The 20,948-nt window shown below is 69.5% G+C and carries 21 protein-coding genes and 2 pseudogenes; 12 read left to right on the forward strand and 11 right to left on the reverse strand.

Annotated features, from left to right (window positions below):
- Window positions 1-37 precede the first annotated feature (37 nt).
- The 3 genes from AB5J53_RS03845 to AB5J53_RS03855 form a co-directional block, all read right to left on the reverse strand.
- Window positions 38-1,450 carry an ABC transporter substrate-binding protein gene (locus AB5J53_RS03845; RefSeq protein WP_369244245.1) on the reverse strand — a complete coding sequence of 471 codons (1,413 nt, stop codon included), beginning with the start codon at window positions 1,448-1,450 and terminating at the stop codon, window positions 38-40.
- 698 nt (window positions 1,451-2,148) lie between these two features.
- Window positions 2,149-2,397, reverse strand: a complete 249-nt coding sequence (locus AB5J53_RS03850) for a hypothetical protein (protein ID WP_369244246.1) — start codon at window positions 2,395-2,397, stop codon at window positions 2,149-2,151.
- An 80-nt stretch (window positions 2,398-2,477) separates the two neighbouring features.
- Window positions 2,478-2,801: a Helicase associated domain protein gene (locus AB5J53_RS03855; protein WP_369244247.1), complete on the reverse strand. Its 324-nt coding sequence runs from the start codon at window positions 2,799-2,801 to the stop codon at window positions 2,478-2,480.
- Here AB5J53_RS03855 and AB5J53_RS03860 point away from each other — a divergent pair.
- A complete protein-coding gene (locus AB5J53_RS03860; RefSeq protein WP_369252935.1) occupies window positions 2,768-3,052 on the forward strand; it encodes a hypothetical protein in 285 nt (94 codons plus the stop codon). The two genes, AB5J53_RS03855 and AB5J53_RS03860, sit on opposite strands and share 34 nt — an antisense overlap.
- Window positions 3,053-3,293: 241 nt before the next feature.
- Here AB5J53_RS03860 and AB5J53_RS03865 read toward each other — a convergent pair whose 3' ends face one another.
- On the reverse strand, window positions 3,294-4,199 hold the full coding sequence (locus tag AB5J53_RS03865) for an alpha/beta hydrolase (RefSeq protein ID WP_369244248.1): 906 nt from the start codon (window positions 4,197-4,199) through the stop codon (window positions 3,294-3,296).
- A 447-nt stretch (window positions 4,200-4,646) separates the two neighbouring features.
- On the opposite strand from AB5J53_RS03865, the gene AB5J53_RS03870 reads away from it, so the two are divergent.
- Window positions 4,647-5,618, forward strand: a complete 972-nt coding sequence (locus tag AB5J53_RS03870) for an alpha/beta hydrolase (protein ID WP_369244249.1) — start codon at window positions 4,647-4,649, stop codon at window positions 5,616-5,618.
- 229 nt (window positions 5,619-5,847) lie between these two features.
- Here AB5J53_RS03870 and AB5J53_RS03875 read toward each other — a convergent pair whose 3' ends face one another.
- From AB5J53_RS03875 to AB5J53_RS03885, 3 genes and pseudogenes are all read right to left on the reverse strand, one after another.
- Entirely contained in the window at window positions 5,848-6,069 is a 222-nt protein-coding gene (locus AB5J53_RS03875) for a hypothetical protein (RefSeq protein ID WP_369252937.1), read from the reverse strand.
- 122 nt (window positions 6,070-6,191) lie between these two features.
- Window positions 6,192-6,596, reverse strand: a complete 405-nt coding sequence (locus AB5J53_RS03880) for a nuclear transport factor 2 family protein (protein ID WP_369244250.1) — start codon at window positions 6,594-6,596, stop codon at window positions 6,192-6,194.
- 142 nt (window positions 6,597-6,738) lie between these two features.
- Window positions 6,739-7,535 (reverse strand): annotated as a pseudogene (locus AB5J53_RS03885) (transposase family protein).
- A 197-nt stretch (window positions 7,536-7,732) separates the two neighbouring features.
- On the opposite strand from AB5J53_RS03885, the gene AB5J53_RS03890 reads away from it, so the two are divergent.
- The gene (locus tag AB5J53_RS03890) at window positions 7,733-8,128 is read left to right on the forward strand and encodes a VOC family protein (protein WP_369244251.1); all 396 of its coding nucleotides are present in this window, start codon (window positions 7,733-7,735) and stop codon (window positions 8,126-8,128) included.
- Window positions 8,129-8,459: 331 nt separating this feature from the next.
- On the opposite strand, the gene AB5J53_RS03895 is transcribed toward AB5J53_RS03890, so the two are convergent.
- Complete coding sequence (locus AB5J53_RS03895) at window positions 8,460-10,616, reverse strand: FG-GAP repeat domain-containing protein (RefSeq protein WP_369244252.1); 2,157 nt, start codon at window positions 10,614-10,616, stop codon at window positions 8,460-8,462.
- A 121-nt stretch (window positions 10,617-10,737) separates the two neighbouring features.
- Window positions 10,738-10,875, reverse strand: coding sequence for a hypothetical protein (locus AB5J53_RS03900; RefSeq protein ID WP_369244253.1), 138 nt, complete (start codon window positions 10,873-10,875; stop codon window positions 10,738-10,740).
- 582 nt (window positions 10,876-11,457) lie between these two features.
- Here AB5J53_RS03900 and AB5J53_RS03905 point away from each other — a divergent pair.
- Both AB5J53_RS03905 and AB5J53_RS03910 read left to right on the forward strand, forming a co-directional pair.
- On the forward strand, window positions 11,458-11,715 hold the full coding sequence (locus AB5J53_RS03905; protein ID WP_369244254.1) for a hypothetical protein: 258 nt from the start codon (window positions 11,458-11,460) through the stop codon (window positions 11,713-11,715).
- Window positions 11,716-11,945: 230 nt separating this feature from the next.
- Window positions 11,946-12,734 carry an SAM-dependent methyltransferase gene (locus AB5J53_RS03910; protein WP_369244255.1) on the forward strand — a complete coding sequence of 263 codons (789 nt, stop codon included), beginning with the start codon at window positions 11,946-11,948 and terminating at the stop codon, window positions 12,732-12,734.
- A 130-nt stretch (window positions 12,735-12,864) separates the two neighbouring features.
- Here AB5J53_RS03910 and AB5J53_RS03915 read toward each other — a convergent pair whose 3' ends face one another.
- Complete coding sequence (locus AB5J53_RS03915) at window positions 12,865-13,785, reverse strand: XdhC family protein (RefSeq protein WP_369244256.1); 921 nt, start codon at window positions 13,783-13,785, stop codon at window positions 12,865-12,867.
- Between the two features lie 370 nt (window positions 13,786-14,155).
- Here AB5J53_RS03915 and AB5J53_RS03920 point away from each other — a divergent pair, with 370 nt between their 5' ends.
- The 7 genes and pseudogenes from AB5J53_RS03920 to AB5J53_RS03950 form a co-directional block, all read left to right on the forward strand.
- The gene (locus AB5J53_RS03920; protein ID WP_107407388.1) at window positions 14,156-14,266 is read left to right on the forward strand and encodes a keywimysin-related RiPP; all 111 of its coding nucleotides are present in this window, start codon (window positions 14,156-14,158) and stop codon (window positions 14,264-14,266) included.
- A gap of 25 nt (window positions 14,267-14,291) precedes the next feature.
- Complete coding sequence (locus AB5J53_RS03925; RefSeq protein ID WP_369244257.1) at window positions 14,292-16,142, forward strand: lasso peptide isopeptide bond-forming cyclase; 1,851 nt, start codon at window positions 14,292-14,294, stop codon at window positions 16,140-16,142.
- Between the two features lie 37 nt (window positions 16,143-16,179).
- A complete protein-coding gene (locus tag AB5J53_RS03930) occupies window positions 16,180-16,434 on the forward strand; it encodes a lasso peptide biosynthesis PqqD family chaperone (RefSeq protein WP_369244258.1) in 255 nt (84 codons plus the stop codon).
- On the forward strand, window positions 16,431-16,868 hold the full coding sequence (locus AB5J53_RS03935; RefSeq protein ID WP_369244259.1) for a lasso peptide biosynthesis B2 protein: 438 nt from the start codon (window positions 16,431-16,433) through the stop codon (window positions 16,866-16,868). The genes AB5J53_RS03930 and AB5J53_RS03935 overlap by 4 nt, the downstream gene beginning before the upstream one ends.
- Window positions 16,865-18,724 (forward strand): ABC transporter ATP-binding protein, encoded by a 1,860-nt coding sequence (locus tag AB5J53_RS03940; protein ID WP_369244260.1) that lies wholly within the window; start codon window positions 16,865-16,867, stop codon window positions 18,722-18,724. The genes AB5J53_RS03935 and AB5J53_RS03940 overlap by 4 nt, the downstream gene beginning before the upstream one ends.
- A 301-nt stretch (window positions 18,725-19,025) precedes the next feature.
- Window positions 19,026-19,250, forward strand: coding sequence for a hypothetical protein (locus AB5J53_RS03945; protein WP_369244261.1), 225 nt, complete (start codon window positions 19,026-19,028; stop codon window positions 19,248-19,250).
- A 119-nt stretch (window positions 19,251-19,369) separates the two neighbouring features.
- Window positions 19,370-19,798, forward strand: a pseudogene (locus tag AB5J53_RS03950) (DUF4158 domain-containing protein); the annotation flags it as partial.
- A gap of 437 nt (window positions 19,799-20,235) precedes the next feature.
- Here AB5J53_RS03950 and AB5J53_RS03955 read toward each other — a convergent pair.
- The gene (locus AB5J53_RS03955) at window positions 20,236-20,931 is read right to left on the reverse strand and encodes an alpha/beta hydrolase (RefSeq protein WP_369244262.1); all 696 of its coding nucleotides are present in this window, start codon (window positions 20,929-20,931) and stop codon (window positions 20,236-20,238) included.
- Window positions 20,932-20,948: the final 17 nt, after the last annotated feature.

Raw genomic sequence — 20,948 nt, forward strand, 5'->3', positions numbered from 1 at the left:
GGGGTCGGTGTCGTGACGGACACGTGGGTGGCCCCGTCTACTTCGCGGCGATGGCGGCGGAGAGGTTCTTCTGCATATCGGCCAAGGCCTCGTCGACCGACTTGGAGCCGCTCAACGCGGCCGCGGCACTCTCCTGGATGGCGGCCGTGGCATCGCCGTAGTGCACGACCACGGGCCGGGGCGTCGCCGTGTCCAGCGACTCCTTGAGTGTGGCCAGGTACGGGAACTGCTTGCGCAGCGCCGGGTCGTCATAGAGGCCGGTGTAGGGCGGAGCCGCGGAGGTGACCTTGAGGTTGGTCCTGGCGTTGGCCTCACTGGAGAAGAATTTGATGAAGTCGAGGGCGGTCGCCTTGTTCTTGGCGAACTTGCTGATGGCCAGGTCGAGTCCGCCGAGACTGGACTTGCCGGGGCCGTCGAGGCCGGGCAGCGCGGCGACGCCGAACTTCCCCGCCACCTTGCTCGACCCGTCCTTGGCATTGGCGAGAGCCCACTGGTAGGGCCACTGACGGTGGAAGAGGAGCTTGCCCGCCTGGAAGGCGCGGCGGCCGTCCTCCTCCTTGTAGGTGGAGGCCTGTTGGGGAATGGTGCCGTCCTTGAACCCGTCGGCGAGGAATTGCAGGCCCTTCTTCGCAGCCTCGGTGTCGACGGTGGCCTTGCCCTTGTCGTCGACGACGCTGCCACCGGCGGAGGCCACGGCCTCGGCGAAGTTGACGGTCAGCCCCTCGTACTTGTCGAACTGCCCGGCGTAGCAGTCGACGCCCTTGCCCTCCGGGAGCTTCCTCACCTTCACGCAGTCCTGCTTCAACTCGTCCCAGGTGGTGGGCGGCTGGGCACCGATCCGGTCGAGAAGGTCCTGGCGGTAGAAGAGCAGACCCGCATTGGTGTTGAACGGGACGGCGTACTGCTTGCCGAAGTACTCGCCGGTCTTCACGACGGACGGGATCATCCTGTCGAGCGGGAACTCCTTGGCGGGGAGCTCGTCGATCCACTGGTTGGCCGCGAACTCGGCGACCCAGATCGGGTCGAGGTTGAGCACGCTGTAAGTACCGGACTTGGTCTGAGCGTTCTGGATGAACTGCTGGCGCTGCTGATCGGCGCTCTCCGGGAGCTCGACGAGAGTGACCTTCTGATCGGGGTGCTGCTTGTTCCAGCGATCGAGCTGGCCCTGCAGGGTGCCCGTGGTGTCCTTGCCAGTCGCCAAGGTGATCGGGCCGCGGTCCTGGGACTTCTCCGGACCTCCGGAGTCCGTGTCGGAGGAGTCCGAGCCACCGCATCCACCGAGCACCGAGGCGCACATCACCGCCGCCACCACCGCAGCCGCCCGCCGCACCGGCCTCGCGCCTGGGGGCTTCGGTCGGCCCTGTCCCGCACCGACGGGTATCCGCGAAGAACTCACGGTGTCCTCCTCGTTGTTCACCGGCAGATGCAGACGCTGCGTCGACCGGCTCATGGCAGCGGCCCTGCCAACGGCTGAATTTGATCGTTCAAGATGCCGTCCATGCGTCCTCCCGTCAACCCCTCCGACAGCGACTGTGCTCGTTCTCTTCCCGCCGCTCTGACCGGGGAGTTGATGTCGCAACTGGCGCTTAAGGGCTGTCTCTGGGCGGAGAAGTTTGATCGTTCATATCTGGGAGCGGGGGGCGACCGTGCGGCTCTCGACCGCGAGGGCGGGGTGGCTCACGTCGCGTTCGCTCTCACTTTGTGCAGCGAACGCTTTCAACCTGCCTTCCGGCGCAGGAGCGTGACCGGACCCATCGTCCTGCAGCAGACCGAGCGGGTGTCGGCGAGCAGCCCGGCTACGACGGCAGCTACGGCGCACGGGCGAGCAGGCGGGATTGCGCAGGCGTTCGCGGCATCGAGTACGGGAAGCAAGGCCTCCCGATGCCGAGGTCAGCTCTGCTCCCGCCCTGGGGGTCTGCCGACTCTGGCGCCATGTACCCATTCGCCGGCGGGCATTTGGCTCTGGCCGCTGGAGCTGAACTGCTGCCTCGGGAGTCCTGGGCACAGTGCGTCCCCTTCCCTCCATGGCACCAACGACTGGCAGCCCGCGGGTGTGCTCCAACCTCGCACGTTGCTGTCCCGTACGGCCGGCGGGTTCGTTCTGTTCCTGGGCGCTTCGGCGGGCAGGACCGGGGCCTTGCTCTGTGGTCAGTCGGGCAGGACGATGCCCTGCTCGTCGATGTGCTGTGCTGCCTTTTCTTGTGTCCTGAGCCAGTGGCGGCAGACCCTCCTGTACCGCACGAGGGTGCCCGAGGGTTCGCGGAGTACGGCTTCGGCGACCAGGGGCCGTTGGCATGCCTTCCAGCCGTGGGCGCTGCAGGCGGCATCGGACTTCGGCGGGTGGGCGGCGGGGAACGGCTGGATGGACTCGATGTCGGAGAGCATGCGTGCCGTCATGCCAGTTGAGCATACGGAAGCACGGGCCAGGTGGCGTGGCTACCAGCGCATGTTCAGGGCATCGAGTGCGTGGATGCGGCCTACGGGAGACGCTCTTTGCGACGGCGGGCGTTGCTGATCCACTGTCCGAGGCGTACGGGTGCGCCGTGGAGGATCTCGATGTGCCGCTGAGGAACGTTGAGGTGCCCTTCCCGGTGGTGAAGGGCGCGTGCGGCGGCCAGTCCTCTGGCCCAGCTCCGAGCGGCCGGTTCGCCTGGGCCAGGGGGCTGTTCAGCGATCTGTGCCAGGCCGAGGCCGGCGAGCAGACGCCGTTGCCCGGGCTGCAGGCGTTCGAGGTGGTGGCGTTGGGCGAGGACCACTCCCCCAGGCCGTGTCCGTCGTCGGTGGTGTATTACGCAAGGCACCCGCCAGCGACGACGACCCCCGCCACCTGGACGAGACCCGCCAGTATCTCAAGGACACAGAAGAACTGAGCGCCGTGGCCCGCCATGCCAAGGAGTTCACCGACCTGATGGCGCTGCGCCACCTGGCCCGCATCAACCCCACCGTCCTGTTCCTGACCGCCGAACACCCCTTCCCGGCACCACCGTCAACGACCGGGCCACTGAGTAGTAGCCAGCGATCGCCGCAGGCAAAGTCTGGGGTCGCCCCGTGATCTCGTGCCCGACGGAATGTGAGCGGAACTCATTCTGTTCGAGCCCCAGTGCGGTGTCGTACAGCGGGTCTGCCCGGTTTGATCACGTCACGCCGAGGAATGGCCGGGGTGTCGCACGCGTGGCGGCGAAGGCCCGCAGCCACTCGGTGAAGAGCCGGAAGGCGGTCATGCCCGACGCGTACGACCCTCGTGGAACGATTGGTTTACCCCAGGTGGGCCAGCCACCGCCGCCCCGTTCCCGTCAGTGCGTGCGGCGTCGCAACCGGCGGCCGAGGAGAACGACCGCAGAGCCGGCGCCCAGAGATGCGCCCGCGATGCCGCCGAAGGTGATCGCCTCCGCGCTGCGCCCCGACATGCCGGTGTTCGCGAGCGTCGGGCGAGCAGGATCGGTGGCGCCGGTGTTCGTCGCGGTGGCGGCCTGGAAGATCAGGTCGGCGACGGCGTCGGGGCGGGCGACGAGGGACACGTGGCAGGTGTCGATCTCCACGGTGTGGGAATGGGCGCGCTTGGCCTCGAAGCGTTCCTGCTCCGGGTTGATGGTCATGTCCTGCCGGCCGACGAGGGCCCAGGACGGGATGTCTTTCCACGCCGCGACCTTGGCCTTCTCCGAGAACGCGGTGGTCGCCGCGGGCCGCTGGGTGACCGCCAGCAGCTTCGCCTCCCTGTCCGGCAGGCAGTCGGCAAAGACCGGGTGCACCTTGTCGCGCTTGAGGTACAGGTCGGTTCCGCTGACGCCGCCCGCCTGGTACGGAACGGACGTGGTGGCGGTGCCGAGGGCGCTGGGGAACCGGGCGGACAACGACATGCCGCTCTCGCCCACGTCCGGCATCAGCGCCGAGACGTACACCAGGGACTTGACCTGGGGATTGCCGGCCGCGGCGGTGCTGATCACGGCTCCGCCGTAGGAGTGGCCGGCCAGCACGATGGGGCCCTTGACGCTCTTGAGCACGGAGGCGATGTAGGCAGAGTCGCTGTACAGCCCGCGCAGCGGATTGGCCGGGGCCATGACCGTGTAGCCGCGGCGCTCGAGCCGTTCGATCACCCCGTTCCAGCTGGAGCCATCGGCGAAGGCGCCGTGCACCAGCACGATGGTGGGCTTGGCGCCGCCTGTGCCACCGTCCGCGCCTGCCGGGGCCGCCGTGACCATGCACAGGGCGGCAACGGCGCCCCCCGCCGCCGCAACGTGAAGACGCCGTGTGCGGCGTCGTATGCCAGGGACCGCAGATGCCGTCATGCCGATCTCGCTTCCTCTTGAGGCCTTCGGCACATCAGCGTTCACGCGTCGGTGCCCTCAAGCCCGCTCATCCGGTGCAATCGGGTGAAAAGGGCGCGGCATCGGGGTGACAGCGAGCACGCTGCGCTGGTCGAGGCAGTCGACAGCCGCAGGAAGCGCCCGCTCGCAGTGACGTCCGCAGCATGGCGTGGAGACAGGAGCCTGCACCAAATGGGTGACCCCCCATTGGGGAAGCCTCGGCCGACCGCCGTGACGCACACTCCACGCCTCTTCGAAGTTGCGCCGATGCGCCGCTGAGAGACGATGGGAGGGGGGTATGGCTATCTATCATGGCCGAATACCAGAGGCAGGAGACGCATCATGTCCAGTTCCCCGTCTCTCTCGACCCCCGTCCTGGAACCCGCGGCCAAGGATCTGGCGGATGCCACCTCACAGCACCCGCGCATCTACGAAGTCCCACCGGAGAACGGCCGCGAGATCCTCGATGATCTGCAGGCCGGGAAGGCCGTGGCCAAGCCCGCGGTGGACGAGCAGTGGGTGAGCGTCGACGCAGGAGAGTACGGCCAGGTCCGCGCCCGGATCATCCGCCCCGAGGGAGCGACGGAAACCCTCCCGGTGGTGTTGTACATCCACGGCGCCGGATGGGTATTCGGCGACGAGAAAACTCACGACCGACTGGTCCGTGAACTGGCGGTCGGCTCGGACGCCGCGGTGGTCTTCCCGGTCTACGACCTGGCCCCCGAGGCGAAGTACCCCACCCAGATCGAGCAGAACTACGCGGTCGGAAAGTGGATCACCCACAACGGCGAGGAGCAGAACCTCGACACCTCCCGGATCGCGGTCTGCGGCGATTCCGTCGGCGGCAACATGTCGGCCGTCTTCGCGCTGATGGCCAAGGAACGCGGCGATGTTCAGCTCGCGGCCCAGGTGCTGCTCTACCCCGTCACCGATGCCAACTTCGACACCCCCTCATACGAGCAGTTCGCCGACGGCTACTACCTCACTCGCGACGGGATGAAGTGGTTCTGGGACGCCTACACCACCGACCCCAAGCAGCGCGCCGAAATCTACGCCTCGCCCCTGCGAGCTGACATCGAGCAGTTGCGTGGTCTTCCCACCACCCTGGTCATCACCGACGAGGCCGACGTACTGCGCGACGAAGGCGAGGCGTACGCGTCCAAGCTGCGCGAGGCGGGAGTGGACGTCACCGCGGTGCGCGTACTGGGGATGGTCCATGACTTCCTCATGCTCGACACCCTTCGCGACTCCAAGGCGACCGTTGTCGCACGCACACTGGCCATCGAAGCGCTGCGCCGAGCGCTCCACTCCTAGCCTCGATCTTTCATAGCGGTGCGTCGGTTCGCCGCCAGGCCGCTTCCGGCTCCTTGGGGTGTGTGGGCAGACGGACGGCCCGGCCGTCATGCCGGGCGGGCGCCGGGTTCACGGCTATCTGATCGCCTGGTGGACAGCCTGGTTCATGAAAGCGCGAGGTTAAGTGCCTTTGTAGAAAACCCTTGTTGATCCCGTGCGGGGCGGGTAGGCGATTTCGTTCTCCTGGGTGTCAGGAGGGTGCGCGAGCGAACCGGCCGTGGTTCCAGGCGTCGTACAACGCGCCGTGCCCACGCCGGAGTTCGGCCAGCAGCGTCAGATCGACTGGCGAGGCCACCGGCCCGTTCTCACAGAGCATCGCGTCCGTGAGCTCGAACAGCATGTCACCGTGCCGGGTCAGGCACGAGTAGAAGTCGAGTAGAAGTCGTCCCGGATTCCGAATGGTGTTCGTCAAGCCGCCAGGGCGATGGGGGGCGTCTGTTGGTAGCACCGCCCATCGCGCAGGAGAGCCCAGAGGACGTTGACACGGCGACGTTCGAGGCCAGAGGTCAAAAGCTGAGCGAGCCCACCGGACGATCAGTCGTCGAAGTAGGCCTTGGCAACGGCGTAGCTGTCCTCGTAGAGGTGGTAGCGGGTGATCCGCCCGTCCCGGACCGTGGTGTGCAGGGCGAACGCGGTGTCGATGTCCCGGCCCGTCTTCTTGACCTCGGAGACCATGCGCCCGATGAGCACCACATCGTCGCCCTCGGCGATGACCTGGCGGAGGTCGAACTCCTTGGCTTGCACATGGGTCTGCAGCAGCTCGAAGAACGTCCGCATGCCCTCCGCCGAGTCGACCTCCGGTACCCACGGAATGCCCGGCGGGTGCGGGATTGAGAACGACACCGAGTCGGCGAACAGCGCCGCCGCCTCCGCACTCTTCCCCTCGGCGAGCAGCGGGAACAAGCGTTGCACAGTCTGCGCCGGTGACTCTGCTGTCATGTGTGTCGACCTGCAAGTCCATCAAACCGTGATTCAAGAGCACCCTCTAAGGCGCCTGCCGCGCTCGATGCCCAGCGCGGTGAAACCTCCCTACATCATGAACCCTTCTCTGTAATGTCCCGTGACGGTTCGTGATTTTCGTTCAGCTGGTGCGGCCGTGTTCCATCTGGAGCAGGACGAGGGCGGCGCAGGTGATCCTGGTGATCGCCTTGGGGTCGAGGCTGACCCTGCGCAGAGCCTTGGAGGTCACCTTGAGCAGGGCGTTGGTGCGTTCGGCCACGCCGTGGACGCCTCGGATGACGGAGTTGAACGCCTTGGCGTCGTCGGTGAGTTCGCCGCCCTTGGGTTTTTTGACCGGGTGGTGGAGGCCGGCCCCGGCGTTCTGGTAGCCGAGGTCGGTCAGGGTGGGGAGGTCGAGGGTGGCGGCGAGCCGGTTCAGGGCGGCGATCAGGCCGTGGGTACGGGCGCAGGTGGTGTCGTGCTCGCGGCCGGGCCGGACCGGCGAGACCCAGAGCGGCCAGCCGTCGGGTGCGGAAATGACCTGGACGGTGCCGCCGTGGTGCTTGTGCTTGCCCGACCACCACAGGTCGGCTTTGTTCGGGCCAGGGGCGGCGACGCGATCGGTACGGATGACGGTGCCGTCGAGGTTGAGGTGTGTAAGGCCGGCCGCGGCCGCGCGCTCCAGTGCGGTGGACAGGTCCGGGGCGTGGTCGGCGAGCACGGTCAGCCCTTCGTGGAGGTAGCGGTAGGCCGTCGGGACGGAGATCCGGTTGTCGCGGGCAAGTTGAGTCAGCCGGGTACCGTCCAGGAACCAGCGACGCTCTGTTTGAACGACCCCAGGGCGCGGGTGCCCTTGCGGGTCCGGGTCCCGAGACGCTCACGGTGTTCGAGCAGCAGCTTCGCGAGGCCTTAGCGAGTGGCCCGGCTGACATCGAGCACGCCGGTGTAGGTGACACTGGTCAACGCGTGAAGCCTCTCGGTACCCGGAACCTGTTCTTCGTAGACCTGTTCCTACCAGGGGCTTCTCGCGTATCTGATGCCGGGTCAAGCCCGTCTGATGTCCCTGGTCAGGAAGATCTCGGATCCGTCGGAACGGCGGCATACTCTGAGCCCCGTCCGCACTATCTGGGAGAGTCATGACAAGTAGGTTCACCGAGTTGGCCGTTGACTGCCACGATCCGGAGAGGCTCGCGGCCTTTTGGTGCGAGGTCCTGGACTTCAAGGTGATCGACCGGAGCGAGGGCAAGGTCGAGATCGGCTCCTGGGCACCGACCGTCGAGGATGTTCGGGCCCGCCAGATGCCGCCCACCCTGCTGTTCATCCAGGTGCCCGAGGGCAAGACCGTGAAGAACCGGCTTCACCTCGACGTCAGCCCGATCGACGGCAGCACCGAGGACGAGGTGACCAGATTGCTCGGCCTCGGCGCCACCAAGACGGATGTGGGCCAGGGCTCAGACCGAAGCTGGGTGGTCATGGCAGACCCCGAGGGCAACGAGTTCGACGTCCTGCGCACCCTGGCACCGCAGAACTAGGCCGCGAGCGGGCACCCGCACCCCGTCACACACCGCAACTATCACGTTGCTGAGAAGACCTCCATGAACGTGATTCCGTAGCGGAACGCATGATCATGCGAAGGCCGTCCGCCTGCCGGGCGCCGAGCGGCCGGCCGTCACGGTGCGGTTGCGGGTGTCCGACCCGGCCGCCGTGGACGCGATGGCCGGGTCGGCATACGTGGGACGGGCCCGGCCGGTCCACCTGCCCTTCCGGGTAGAGGTGGTCCGGGCGGACCCGCCGGAACGGGAACCGGACGCGAAGCCGGTCCCCGGGACCCCCTGGTCCCGAGTGGCCCCCGGACCCACGCCGTCAGGAGATGCGGATGTCCGACCAGTTCGTGGCCTTGCCGACCTGCGACCGGTTGTCGAAGCCGCCCTGGCCGTTGCCCCGGTTCAGCCAGGCGCGGCCGTCCTTGTCGAGCGAGATCAGGTCGGCCCGGCCGTCCCCGGACAGGTCGAGCCCGCCGACCACGTCCTTGTAGGAGGTGCCCCAGTCCTTGAAGACCAGCGACCGGGGCGTGAAGGTGCCGGCGCCGGTCCCGCTGAACCGCCACAGCTCGTTCGACGCGTCGAGGGCCAGGAGGTCGTTCTTGCCGTCGCCGTCGAGGTCCCCGGCGGCGATCAGCCTCTTGTAGCCGCCGAAGCCGGACCCGGCGAGCGTGCGGGCCTTGAAGCCGCCCGCGCCGTTGTTCGCGTACACGTGCAGCTTCCCGGTCGAGGCGGACCGGGTCAGCAGGTCGGACCGGCCGTCGCCCGTCACGTCGCCGGGCGAGACGACCGCGTCGTACCCGCTCCAGTCCGAGGAGACCTTGACGTGGAACGACTGCTGGTCGGGCAGCCCGCCGCAGATCGTCGGGTAGACGCTGGCCTCGCCCCTCGGGTAGCGGACGAAGACGTCGCTGCAGCCGTCGCCGTCGAGGTCGCCGAACGGCAGCACCAGCGTGCCCGTCGGCCAGCTGCTCGCGCGCTGCCCCGCGGACAGCTTCGTCACGTCGCCCGCATACACCTTCAGCCCGGTGCTGTCCCGGCCGAACAGGTCGGCCTTGCCGTCGTCCGTGTAGTCACGCCACTTGGGCAGCGCGCGGCTGGTGGTGGTGCCCTGGTAGACGCCGTCCAGGACGACACTGTTCGTCTCGGTCCGCTTGTACTCGTCCCACAGCACGACGGGCCGGCCGAGCGCGTCGGCGGCCACCTGGGGCGCGCCGGTGGACTGGGCGCTCGTCGCGCTCAGCCGCCGCGGGGCGGACCAGGTGCCGCCCTTGAAGACGGCGGCCATCGCGTATTCCTGGCCCGAGTAGCCCTCACGCCACGTCACCGTGACCGTTCCGCCCGAGGTGGCGGCCGCGCCGACCGCGCGCACCTTCTTGTGCGTGGAGAAGCGCTGCGTGTACGGCTGCCAGACACCGGTGGCCGCCGAGCGCACCGCATACCAGGGGCCGGTCGAATAGCCGGGCCCGCCGGCGACGAAGAGGTCGCCGTTGGGCAGGTAGACGGGCGCCGTCATCCCGTACGTGCTGCCATAGTTGGCGGCGGACCGCGGGGTGCTCCACTGGGTGGCGCCGGCGGACCGGCGCGTGTGCATGAGGTGCGCGATGTCGTCGTAGAACACGTCGAACCCGCCCTGCGGGTTGGCGAACACCTTCGGGCGCGCCAGGTCCACGCCCGGGACGGGGAAGCCCTGGACCGCGGTCCAGGCGGTCGCGCCCGGGGCCTTCTCCAGGGCGACGACGGCCTTGCTTGCCTGCCACTGCCACACCAGCAGGGCGGTGCCGTCCTTGGCGACCGCCAGGTCCATGCCGGAGATGTCCCGGCTGCCGGACGGCGGCTGCTCGTTGAGGTCGGCCGGAGCGGTCCACGCGGCCTGCGGGCCGGTCTTCTCGGCGGCCTTCACGACGCCGGAGACCGACCACACGGCGACCAGCCGGCCGTCGGGGGCCGCCGCCAGGTGGTGGTAGCCCTTCTCGGGGACCGCGGCGACGTACTCGGGCTCGGAGAAGGCGGTCGCGCCGGGCGTGAGGGTGGCCACCTTCAGCCAGTAGTTGTTGTGGTCGTCGGCGCGCTTGGCCCGCCAGACCAGGCGCACCGAGCCGTCGCCGAGCGAGACCAGCTCGGTGTTGTACCCGCCGGCATCCGGCCAGGTCTGCGGGGCGAGCCAGCCAGTGCTGCCGGCGGGCCGGATCCGGGTGGAACGGGAGAGCCCGTCGCCGGTGAGGGAGACGAGGGCGCCGTTCCCGGCCGGCACCAGGGCGTTCAGCCCGCCCGAGGCGGAGGCGGGGTTGGGGTTCGGGGCGTGCAGGGTGCGGGTGCCCCACGGGCCCGGCGCACGCGTCCCGACGGCGGCCGGGGCAGTGCCGACGGCTGCCGTCGTGGCGGTGGTGTGGGCGGCGGCCGGGGCCGGGGCCGCGGCGGCCAGGGCGAGGACGGGAGTGAGCGCGATACCGAGCATCGCGCGGGACTGCGAAGTCATGGGAATGCCCCCCCCGGGCAGGGCGTATCCGGTGGCACGGATTCGCCGGACTGTTCGAGCAAGTCAGGCGAAGCGTATATCAGCCAAGATCGTCCCGCGTGGGAGGTTTCCCTCCCCTTGCTCAGAGGTAATCGGCCGGCGCGCGCAGCACCTCGCCCTCGTCGCACGACGGCAGTTGCGGCCACCACCTCCTCCACGCCCAGCTCCGTGTGGTGGTGTGCCCGCCGCCGAGCGGCAGCCAACGGCTGAAGGCGTCCATGCCCAGACCCACCTGATGGCGATGCTGGGCGCAGATCGCGCTGCGATCGGTAGCGTCCTCGCCTGTGGCCCGGCAGGCCCCGGCTTCCTCCAGACACCGGGGTAGGTGACCGCCCTCCTGACGTCGATCGCGACCTTCGGCGGGACATCCGACGACATCACCGAGGCCGTTAAAGCGCGCATGTAAAGCGCGCATGCGCCGCAACTCCGTGATCCGCGAGGGCGACCACCGGCACGCGATCCTCCTGGCCCGGCGGCCGCTCGTCTGCTGGATGCCCTGTCGTCGGACAACCTGGAGGCGGCTGAGCAGCGGATGCAGGAGGTAGCGGTCGCCCGGCTCGCCCAGCTGCTGGGCCTGGAGGGCGTCCCGACCCGGCCCGGTCCGCTGTACCAGCTCTCCTCGCCCAGCCACCGCTACGACAACGCCGGTCCGCAACCATCACCAGCTGACCCTCCCGTCCTTCACCGGCGCTGGCTCGGGGCGCTCGACCGGGACCAGGGCCTGCCCAGCCGGCCAAGCCAGTGTGCGACCTACCGTGCGCCTATCCCACGGCCGGCGGGAAAGGCACTTAAATGTCGAAGCATGACTACCGAGCCGCAGCGCTTCACTGTCTTGCTGGTCCCCGAACACGTCGAGGACGCAGACGGTGCTTCCGCGGAAGACTCAGCTGTGCGATCAGCAGTCGTCGAGGCGACTGGCGAAACAGGCGAGACGGGTTACCCCCGCTACGCCGGGGAAGGGATCGTGGCCGACATCGACCCCAGTACGCGCACGGTCGAGGCGCTGCTGGTCGACGGTGCGGAGCTGGACTACGGACTCAACGCCAGGGTCGCTTCCTGATCGAACCAGTTCTCCGGAAACTGCCGTGAGATCAGTACCGCTGCCACTTCTGCGGCCCGTTGCGAGCAGCGGGCCATCCTGACCGGGCCTCGCCGGAAGCCGCCCGCGCCGGTTGTGACAAGCGATCACAGGGCCGGAAACCGTCAACTCCCATGACGGGCAGGTGAGATGCTGTGCCAGACTACGATGATCGGAAACACCGCTGACCGCCTCGCGCGCTGGAGCCCGTCATGACGCCCGACATACCCAGCCCCTCGCGTTTCAACACGGACACGGCGCATCCCGCCAGGGTCTATGACTGGCTCCTGGGCGGCAAGGACAACTACCCCGTCGACGAGGCAGTGGGCGAGAAGCTACCGCCCGAAGCACGTGACGCGGCCCGACAGAACCGTCAGTTCATGCACCGGGCGGCCGCCTGGCTCGCCACACAGGGCATCGATCAGTTCCTCGACATCGGCACCGGCATCCCCACCCGGCCGAATCTGCACCAGATCGTTCAACAGATCACGCCGACGGCGAAGGTCGTTTATACCGACAACGACCCGATCGTGCTGCGGCATGCGGAAGCCCTGCTGATCAGTCATCCCGAAGGGGTCACGGACTACATCGAGGCCGATGTACGGCAGCCGGACTCCATCCTCGAACGCGCCCGTGCCGTACTGGACTTCAACCGCCCGATCGCGCTGTCCTTGATCGCACTGATGCACTTCATCACCGACGAGCAGGACGCCCACGGCATCGTCCGCAACCTGGTCGCCACCCTGCCACCAGGCAGTCACCTCGTGCTGTCGCACGCCGCCAGCGACCTCTACCCGGAACTGGCCGAACAGGTCACCGCCGAATACGCCAAGGGCGGCATCCGCCTCGGCTTCCGCACCCGCCCGGAAGTCACCCGCTTCTTCGACGGCCTGGACCTTCTCGACCCAGGACTGGTCACCGCCCCCCAGTGGTTCAAGACGGCCCCCGCACCCGCGCCCGAGGGCAGCGGTATCTACACCGGAGTGGCACGCATCCCCTGACGGACCGTCACCTGATCCTCCACCTCGTCCCCCGTGGCCGGCAGCCCTGCTCCGCCGACACACAGGGTGCAGGGGACGCACCATGGGCAGGGTTGCGCCTTCAGCGGGTGCTCTCCGTGCTGCCGATACCTCATCTGACGCCGCGGAGGCTGTGGGGCATGACGACACGCCCGGGTGGGAAGAGCGACCGCTCGCTCACCGCAACCAGATTTCTACCCTCGCGAAGGGCGCCGTAGCCGATGCAGTTGTGACTGAGCGTCTTAGTTGGTTGCGCGTCCGTGAGCTCTCGGCTCAGCGAGGTAGCGGAAGTCCGCTCCCGTTCGGAGTCCCCACGGAAGCGTGGCCACGGCCAACTGGGCTGCTTCGTCACAGCAGATGTGACTGCGCGTTCTCGCCCGTCACCCGGGTCACCGGTACGCAGCGCTTCTTCGGCCAGTTCGTACAGCCGACCCTCAACGCAGCCGCGCGAAATCCCGCCGATCACCTCGCCTTTCGGGCCTACCGCCGGACAAGCGCCAGGACCGAGCGGCGCACTGCCGTCGACCACAGCGACGGTGACCATCGCGAAGGGTGCACGGGCCCTCCAGGACGAGATGCGGCCCGGAAGCGGCGGTGAGGCAGGGCTCCGTAACGGGGTTACCGGCTTTCGGAGTTGGCATGAGTACCTCCCCTTGTCGAGTGCATGGCCCGGGGGTGGTGGCACCAGCTCTGAAGGCACTGACATCCCGCTGATTGGGGGGCATGACCGACCGGCTTCTTCGCAGTTCGGGAGGATCTTCGCAAGGTGAATGTGGCGATCGGTGCCGTGGCAGGGCCGGACGGGTACGACCGGATGACACGCCACGTGATCGATACCGGCGACAGCGACGCGCGTTCGCCGCGCTGGCCGACCCGGCCTCCCGCACCTACTACGTCCTGCACGGCGTCGGCCGGCTCGACGGCGGCGAGAGCGAACACGGCGCCGCGGCTCCGCCTGCACGCGGCCGACGGTGAGACGTGCGGGGAACGCTTCGGAGCGGAGCGATAGGGACGGCAGCACGTCCAGGGGCATGGAGTGCGCCCCGGCGGCGCCCGCCCTGTGGCCGCCGTCAGGCGCATCCGGCAAGTGCGATGAGCAACTGCCACGACGCACGTCGTAACGTTCATTCAGACATGCGCACACCCGGGTCGCAAAACGATGCCGCGCCAACAACAACCAGAACGAGAGCGGGAGCACAATCCAAGGAATTCGGATTTTGCATATTATCCGAGCTTCGCAAACGCTCTTGTCTTGACCTCACGTTCTGCAGCTAGCTGGCTGCTGCGCCCACTTCATGGCCCGGGTTCCAGATGAGCCCTGGGCCGACCGACAGCACTTCGGCCAGTCCCCTGGGCCGTCGGTCAGGGAGGTGGGCGGCAAATCCCGCATGTGAGGAGTAGTCATGAAGAAGGCCTACGAGGCACCGACGCTCGTCCGGCTCGGTACCTTCCGGAAGGAGACGGGGCTCCTTCAGCGCCACGGCAACGACCGACTGATCCTGAGCAAGAACTGACGACCGACGGTCCCTGACCGACGTCATGACTGAACTGCACGAAAGTGCGGGGACGGGCCCCGGCGACGCGCACTTCGCGGTCTTCTCGGACCATGCGGACGCGGCCGCCGTGGCCCGCTCCTTCGCCCGCCCCGGAAGCCGGACCCTCGCACATGCGTCGGGCCGGCCCTGGCTGGTCGGCCACTGGCACGACGACGAGGTCCTCACAGCCAGTGCCGGCGGCGCCTCCGTCGCCGTCGTCGGCTGCTGCCCGATCGACGCCGACGAACTGCGGCGTCGCGCCGCACGGTTGCGTGATCTGGCGGAGCTCGACGCACTGGCCCGATCCCTCCCCGGCAGTTTCCACCTCGTCGGCGCCCTCGACGGACAGATCAGAGTGCAGGGCACCGCCTCCGGACTGCGACTCGTCTTCCACGCGGAGATCGGCGGCGTGCGGGTGGCCGCGACCCGCGCCGACACGCTCGCCGCCGTCCTGGGCCTCGACCCCGCCGTGGAGGAACTGGCCGTAAGGCTGCTGTGGCCCGCCCCGTATCCGCTGTTCGAGACGTCCATGTGGCGTGCGGTTACCGCCGTTCCTCCACAGGACGCCGTGGTCGTCGCCGCGGACGGGCGCACCGTACGACACACTCGTTGGTGGATTCCGCCGGAGCCGGTCCGGCCGCTTGCCGACGCGGCGCCCCTGATCCGGGAGGCACTGGAGGAGGCCGTCGACGCACGTACCCGTCAGGGCGGCGTGGTGAGCTGCGACTTGTCCGGCGGCCTGGACTCGACGTCCGTCTGCTTCCTGGCCGACCGCTCCCCCGCCCGCGTCGTGGCCAGTACGTGGCCGGGACGCGACCCGGCGGACACCGACCTGTACTGGGCCGAGCGGGCGATCGGGCACCTCCCGGACGTCGAGCACGTGGTCTGGGACGCCGACGCCTCGCCGCTGGTCTACGAGGACCTGCTCGGCATCGACGACCTCCTCGACGAGCCCACCATCGGCGTCATGGACCGCTCCCGGGTCCTGCACCACCTGCCCGGCCTCGCCGCACGCGGCAGCCGGTTGCACCTGACCGGCATCGGCGGCGACCACGTGGCATGGTGCTCCGAGGCGTACTACCACCGGCTACTGCGCACCCGTCCGCTGTTCGCCCTGCGCCAGTTGCGTGGGTTCCGGGCGCTGTGGCACTGGCCGCTGGGCGGCACGGTCCGCGCGGTCGCCGACTCCCGGCCGTACGGGAAGTGGCTCGCCGACGCCGCCCGCCACCTGCGTGGCCCGTTGCCCGCGTCCGTCGCCACGGGTCTCGGGTGGGGCATGGCCCCGCGCCTGTTCGACTGGGTGACTCCCGAGGCCGAACGGATGGCCCGCCAGGCACTGCTGCGTGCTGCGGCGACGACCTCGCCGCTGCATCCGGACCGTGGACTGCACACCGACCTGGAGCAGATCCGCGCGTGTACCCGCGTCATCCGGCAGTGGGACCGGATGGCGGCCCGCGCCGGCCTGCCGATGGCCTCGCCCTTCCTCGACGACCGCGTCATCGAGGCGTGTCTCGCCGTACGTCCGAGCGAGCGCGTCACGCCTTGGCGGTACAAGCCCGTCCTGAGCGCCGCGATGCGCGGGATCGTGCCTGAGGACTGCCTGCGGCGGGCCAACAAGGCCACGGCCGCCATGGACGCCTCCAACGGACTGCGCGAACACCGCGCCGATCTGGTGGCCCTGTGGGAGGACTCACGGCTGGAGGAGCTGGGCCTGGTGGACGGCGCCGAGCTCCGCCGCCTCGCCCGGCGGCCCGCCTCCCCGGGGCTGTCCGACGCCATTCTCTACTCCACGATCGCCGCCGAGGTGTGGCTGCGGGGACTTGCCCGCAGTCGCACCCGTGTCCCACGACCCTGACCACATCCCCCGTCAGACACGTCAGAAAGGCCCTCACATGCCCTTGCGGTTCGGCGACGACGTCTCCACGGCCGAGACCGACTACGGCACCGTGCTGCTGGACGAACGGGCCAGCGCCTACTGGGAGTTGAACCCGACTGCCACCCTGGTGGTGCGGACGCTGCTCGGCGGCGGCGAGGAGGCGGACGCGGCCGCCGCCCTGGTCCAGGAGTTTGACATCGACCAGGCGCAGGCCCTGCAGGACGTCGAGGCGCTCGTACGGCAACTGCGCCGCTCGGGGCTCGCCTCATGACGACGCCCAGCGCGCTGGAGCGCCCCACCGGTGTGCCCCTGGCCCGGCGCCTGGCCGCCCGCCTCGTCCTGTTCCCCGCCGTCGCCTTCGCCCTGCTGCCGCCCCGCCGCATCCGCACCGTACTGGGCATTATGCGGCGCGGTGCCGCGCCCGCCACCTCCGCGCAGGCCCAGAACGCACGCGACGCCATGTGCGCCGCCAGCCTGCGCTGCGCCGGACCGAAGGGGTGCCTGCCGCGCTCCCTGGGGGCGGCAATGCTGTGCCGGCTCGGCGGAACGTGGCCGACCTGGTGCACCGGTGTACGCGTCGTCCCGCCCTTCACCGCGCATGCCTGGATCGAGGCGGAAGGCGGTCCCGTCGGCGAGGGTGTGCCAGAGGGCTACTTCGCCCGGCTGGTGACCGTCGAGCCGCTGCCACGGCCGACGGACCGATGACCGGCACGACGGTCCTGCACGGCGGCCGGGCCATGGTCACCGAGGGCGACAAGTCCACCCGGGCGGCGGTGGCCACGATGTACCGGCTCACCGCCGGGCACCGGAGCGCCATCGCCGTCGCCACCGCACTGACCCTCGTGGGCTCCGGCCTGGGACTGGCCCAGCCGCTCGTCGCCAAGCAGGTCGTGGACGCGAGCGGCCGTGGACAGGTCATCTGGCCGCTGCTGGGACTCCTCGGCGCGCTGTTCGTCACCGAGGCGGCGACGGGAGCCGCGGGCCGCTTCATTCTGGAACGGATGGGCGAAGGCGTCGTACGGCAGCTCCGTCACGGGCTGGTGGGACGACTGCTCCGGCTGGAGATGAGGGAATACGGCCGTCATCGCAACGGCGACCTCATCTCCCGGGTGACGGCCGACACCACCTTGCTCCGGGAGGTCGTGTCGCAGGCCCTGGTCGATCTCGTGACGGGAAGCCTTGTCGCCGCCGGGGCGATCATCCTCATGGCGTGGCTCGACCCCCTGCTGCTGCTCCTGGTCGCCGTCACCGTGGCAGCGGCGGCCGTGGTCGTCGGCTCGCTGCTCACGGGCATCAGATGCGCGTCCGAACACATGCAGGACGCGGTCGGTGCCATCGCCGCCGATCTGGAACGCGCCCTCGGTGCCCTGCCGATGGTCCGCGTGCACCGCGCCGAGGAGCGCGAGGCGGCCGGCATCGGCACCCGCGTCGATGCCGCCTACGGCGCGGGGGTACGCGCCGCGAAGCTCGCCTCCGTCATGAGCCCCGCCGTCGAACTCGCCGTCCAGGGCTCATTCCTCATCGTCCTGGTCGTCGGCGGCCTGCGCGTCAACGGCCACGCCGGCTCCCTCGGCGACCTCGTCGCCTTCCTGCTGTACGCCTCGTACCTCGTCCTGCCGCTGTCCTCCGTCTTCCGTGCCGTGGGCCTCGTCCAACGCGGCATGGGCGCCTACCAGCGCATCGACGAGGCGCTCTGCCTGCCGGTCGAGCCCACCGCACCCCAGATCCCGGGAGACCGCGCACCCACACCGACACCGCGGCCGACCAGGGCCTCCGCCAGCCACGAACAGCCCGCCCTCGCCCTGCGCGACGTCCACTTCGGCTACGCCCCGGAGCGGCCGGTCCTCCGCGGCGTTTCGTTCGCCGTCCAGCACCGCCGGCACGTGGCCCTGGTGGGCCGGTCCGGAGCCGGCAAGAGCACTGTGTTCGCCCTGGTGGCGAGGTTCTACGAGCCGGACGCGGGCACCGTGCTCTTCGACGGACGGCCCACGAGCGAACTCACCCGTGACGCATGCCGCGGACGCATCGCCGTCGTCGACCAGAACACCCACGTCGTCCACGGCACCCTGCGCGACAACATCACCTACGCCGTGCCCGACGCCACGGATGCGGAGATCCGGCGCGTCGTCGAACTGGCCCGACTCGAAGAAGTCGTCGACCGGCTGCCCGGCGGCCTGGCCGCTGTCATCGGCGAACGCGGCAGCACCCTGTCCGGCGGCGAACGCCAGCGCGTCGCTCTCGCCCGCGCGTTGCTGGCCCGCCCCTCGCTGCTCCTGCTGGACGAGCCCACCTCCCACCTCGACGCGATCAATGAAGCGGCGCTCACCACCGTCATGAAGGACGTCGCCCAGGAGTGCGCCCTGCTGGTCATCGCCCACCGCCTGTCCACCGTGCAGCACGCCGACCACATCGTGGTGCTGCAGGACGGCCGCACCGCCGCCGGCGGACGCCACGAGGAGTTGCTGGCCAGCAGCACCCTCTATCGCGAGCTGGCCGCGAGCCAGATGCTCCGGCCGGGCGGGGAGCCCGGGAGCGGCAACCGAGGACGCACGGACGGTTGAAGCCGTGCCGTCCTCGCGGCCCAGCCGACCGAGATGCGGACCATGCCCGGGCCGAAAGCCCAACGGCCGCGGCCTCTCCACCCGCCGGCACCTGGACTGCGGACGGACTCCACGCGCGCGGCTGAGGTGGTACCAGCGGTCTGCGATGGCGGCGGGGTCGCCGTCGCCGCTGCCGGGCAGGATCGGCAGTCCGACGCACATGTGGCCGACGTAGACGCCCTGGGGGGCGAGTTCGGTGTGTGCGGCGCCGGCCCAGTTGCGCAGGCCGGCCTGGGCGATGCCGGCGTTGCCGAGGATCGGCATGGGGGTGATGGCCGAGCGGCCGGTGGTGAACAGCAGGGCGCCGTCGCGGGCTTCACGCATCGCGGGCAGGACGGTGGCGACGGCGGTCAGGGCGCCGCCGACGACGAGGTCGAACTGGGCTCGGGCGGAGGCGGGGGTGGTCTCCAGGGTGCTGGTGATGCCCATGGCGGCCATGTCGGGCAGGCCGCCGCCGGAGTGGTCCCACACCGGAGCGGGGCTGTAGGAGAGAACGCCGATGGCCATGGGATGATCTTGAGACCCGGAGAGCCCCGGCCCGTCACCCATTCGGCTCAGTGTCGTTGGTGGTGATGGTGACCATCGTCTTGGGGCCTGCGGTGAGTTGTGACCTCGATCGAACGGACCGCGTATCCACGGTTCAAGCGGCTGATCACCGCGCACGAGCTGTATCCGTTCTTCTCTCCGACGCGCGATGCGCCTCAGTGGGCATCGGATGCCACCGACTGCGATGAGCATCTGCTGGCCTTGTTGCTGATGCTGAAGTCGTATCAGCGCATGAGGCGCTTCCCGAAGCTGGAGGACGTCCCGGAGCAGGTGGTGGACTTTGTCCGGCGCCAGGTTGAGCTGCCGGAGGGCGCGCTGCCGGTGTAACAGGCGGAGAAGACCGCCAAGAACCACCGAGGCCTGGTCCGCAAGCGCGTCGGGGCGCTCTACGAGCAGGCGGAGGCCCGGCGGATCGCGGAGGAGTCGATCCGCAAGGAGGCGGCTGCGAAGAACCGCCCGGCGGACCTGATCAAGATCGCGCTGGAGAAGGTGGTGGAGGCCGGGGTGGAGCTGCCAGCGTTCTCCACCTTCGACGCGATGGCCTCGAAGGTCCGCCGCCAGGTGAACACCGCGATCTGCGACGGCATCCACGGCCGGATCAGCCCGGCGGAGCGGGTCGGCCTGTTGCGGCTGCTGCTGCTGCTGCTGCGGAACGCAACGCGGACGGCACGACGCTGTTCAACCGGCGAAGAAGCCCGCGCAGGGGCCCAGCTGGTCGCACTTCAAGCGCCTGACCAGCCGTCTGGAGTGGGTAGACGGCCTCGGCGACACGGATGTGGCGGTGGAAGGTGTGGCCGCTGGGAAGGTCACCGACTTCGCTGGGGAGGCGGACGCCGCCGACGTGCCCTCGACAGCGGTTCTTCCTCGGCATTCACGACGCTCTCCTGGCCCTCGGATCGCCGGCCCGGCTCGTCCGCCGGCTGCCGTCACAGGCTCAGCAGCAGGTCCCGGACCGCTGCAGGCTGGGACAGGAACGGGTGGTGGCCGGCGTCAAGTTCGACGACGTTGCCGGCGCGGCGGGCGAACTCGCGCTGCAGCCACGGCGGGGTGCCCCGGTCCTGAGCGCAGACGAGGTACGTCGAGGGCAACTGCTGCCATGCGGCCGCTCCGACCGGCTGCCCGGTCACCTGCACGCTCTGCCGGGCGAGGTGGTCCGCCGCCTGCGCCTGGACCTCGGGGTCGCAGTCCTGCAGGAACGTGTCCACGAGTTGCTCGGGGCGAACCCCGAACGTGCCGGCGTCGGGGTCGATGTCGAGGAACGGGGCGGGGCTGCCGTCCCCGAACTCCGACAGGCTCTGCCCGACCTCGGGCAGGTAGCTGGAGACCAGCAGCAGGTGGCGCACCGACCCGATTCCCGCGGCGGCTTCCGCGGTGATGATGCCGCCGTAGCTGTGGGCGACCACGACGGTCGGCTCGTCGCTGTCCTGCAGCACCTGCCGCACCGCGGCAACGTCCTCGGGCAGTCCCGGACCGCCGACGCCGCCGGGCAGGCCCGCCTCGCCGCAGCTCGGCAGCGCCGGCGCCACGCTCGGCACCCCTCGCTCCTGCAGCAGCTCGGCGGTGCGGTGCCACCACCACGACCCGTCCCGCACGCACGCCCCATGCACGAACACGACCCTCATCGCTGCCTCCACGTCTG

The sequence above is a fragment of the Streptomyces sp. R41 genome, from assembly GCF_041053055.1.
Lineage (GTDB): Bacteria > Actinomycetota > Actinomycetes > Streptomycetales > Streptomycetaceae > Streptomyces.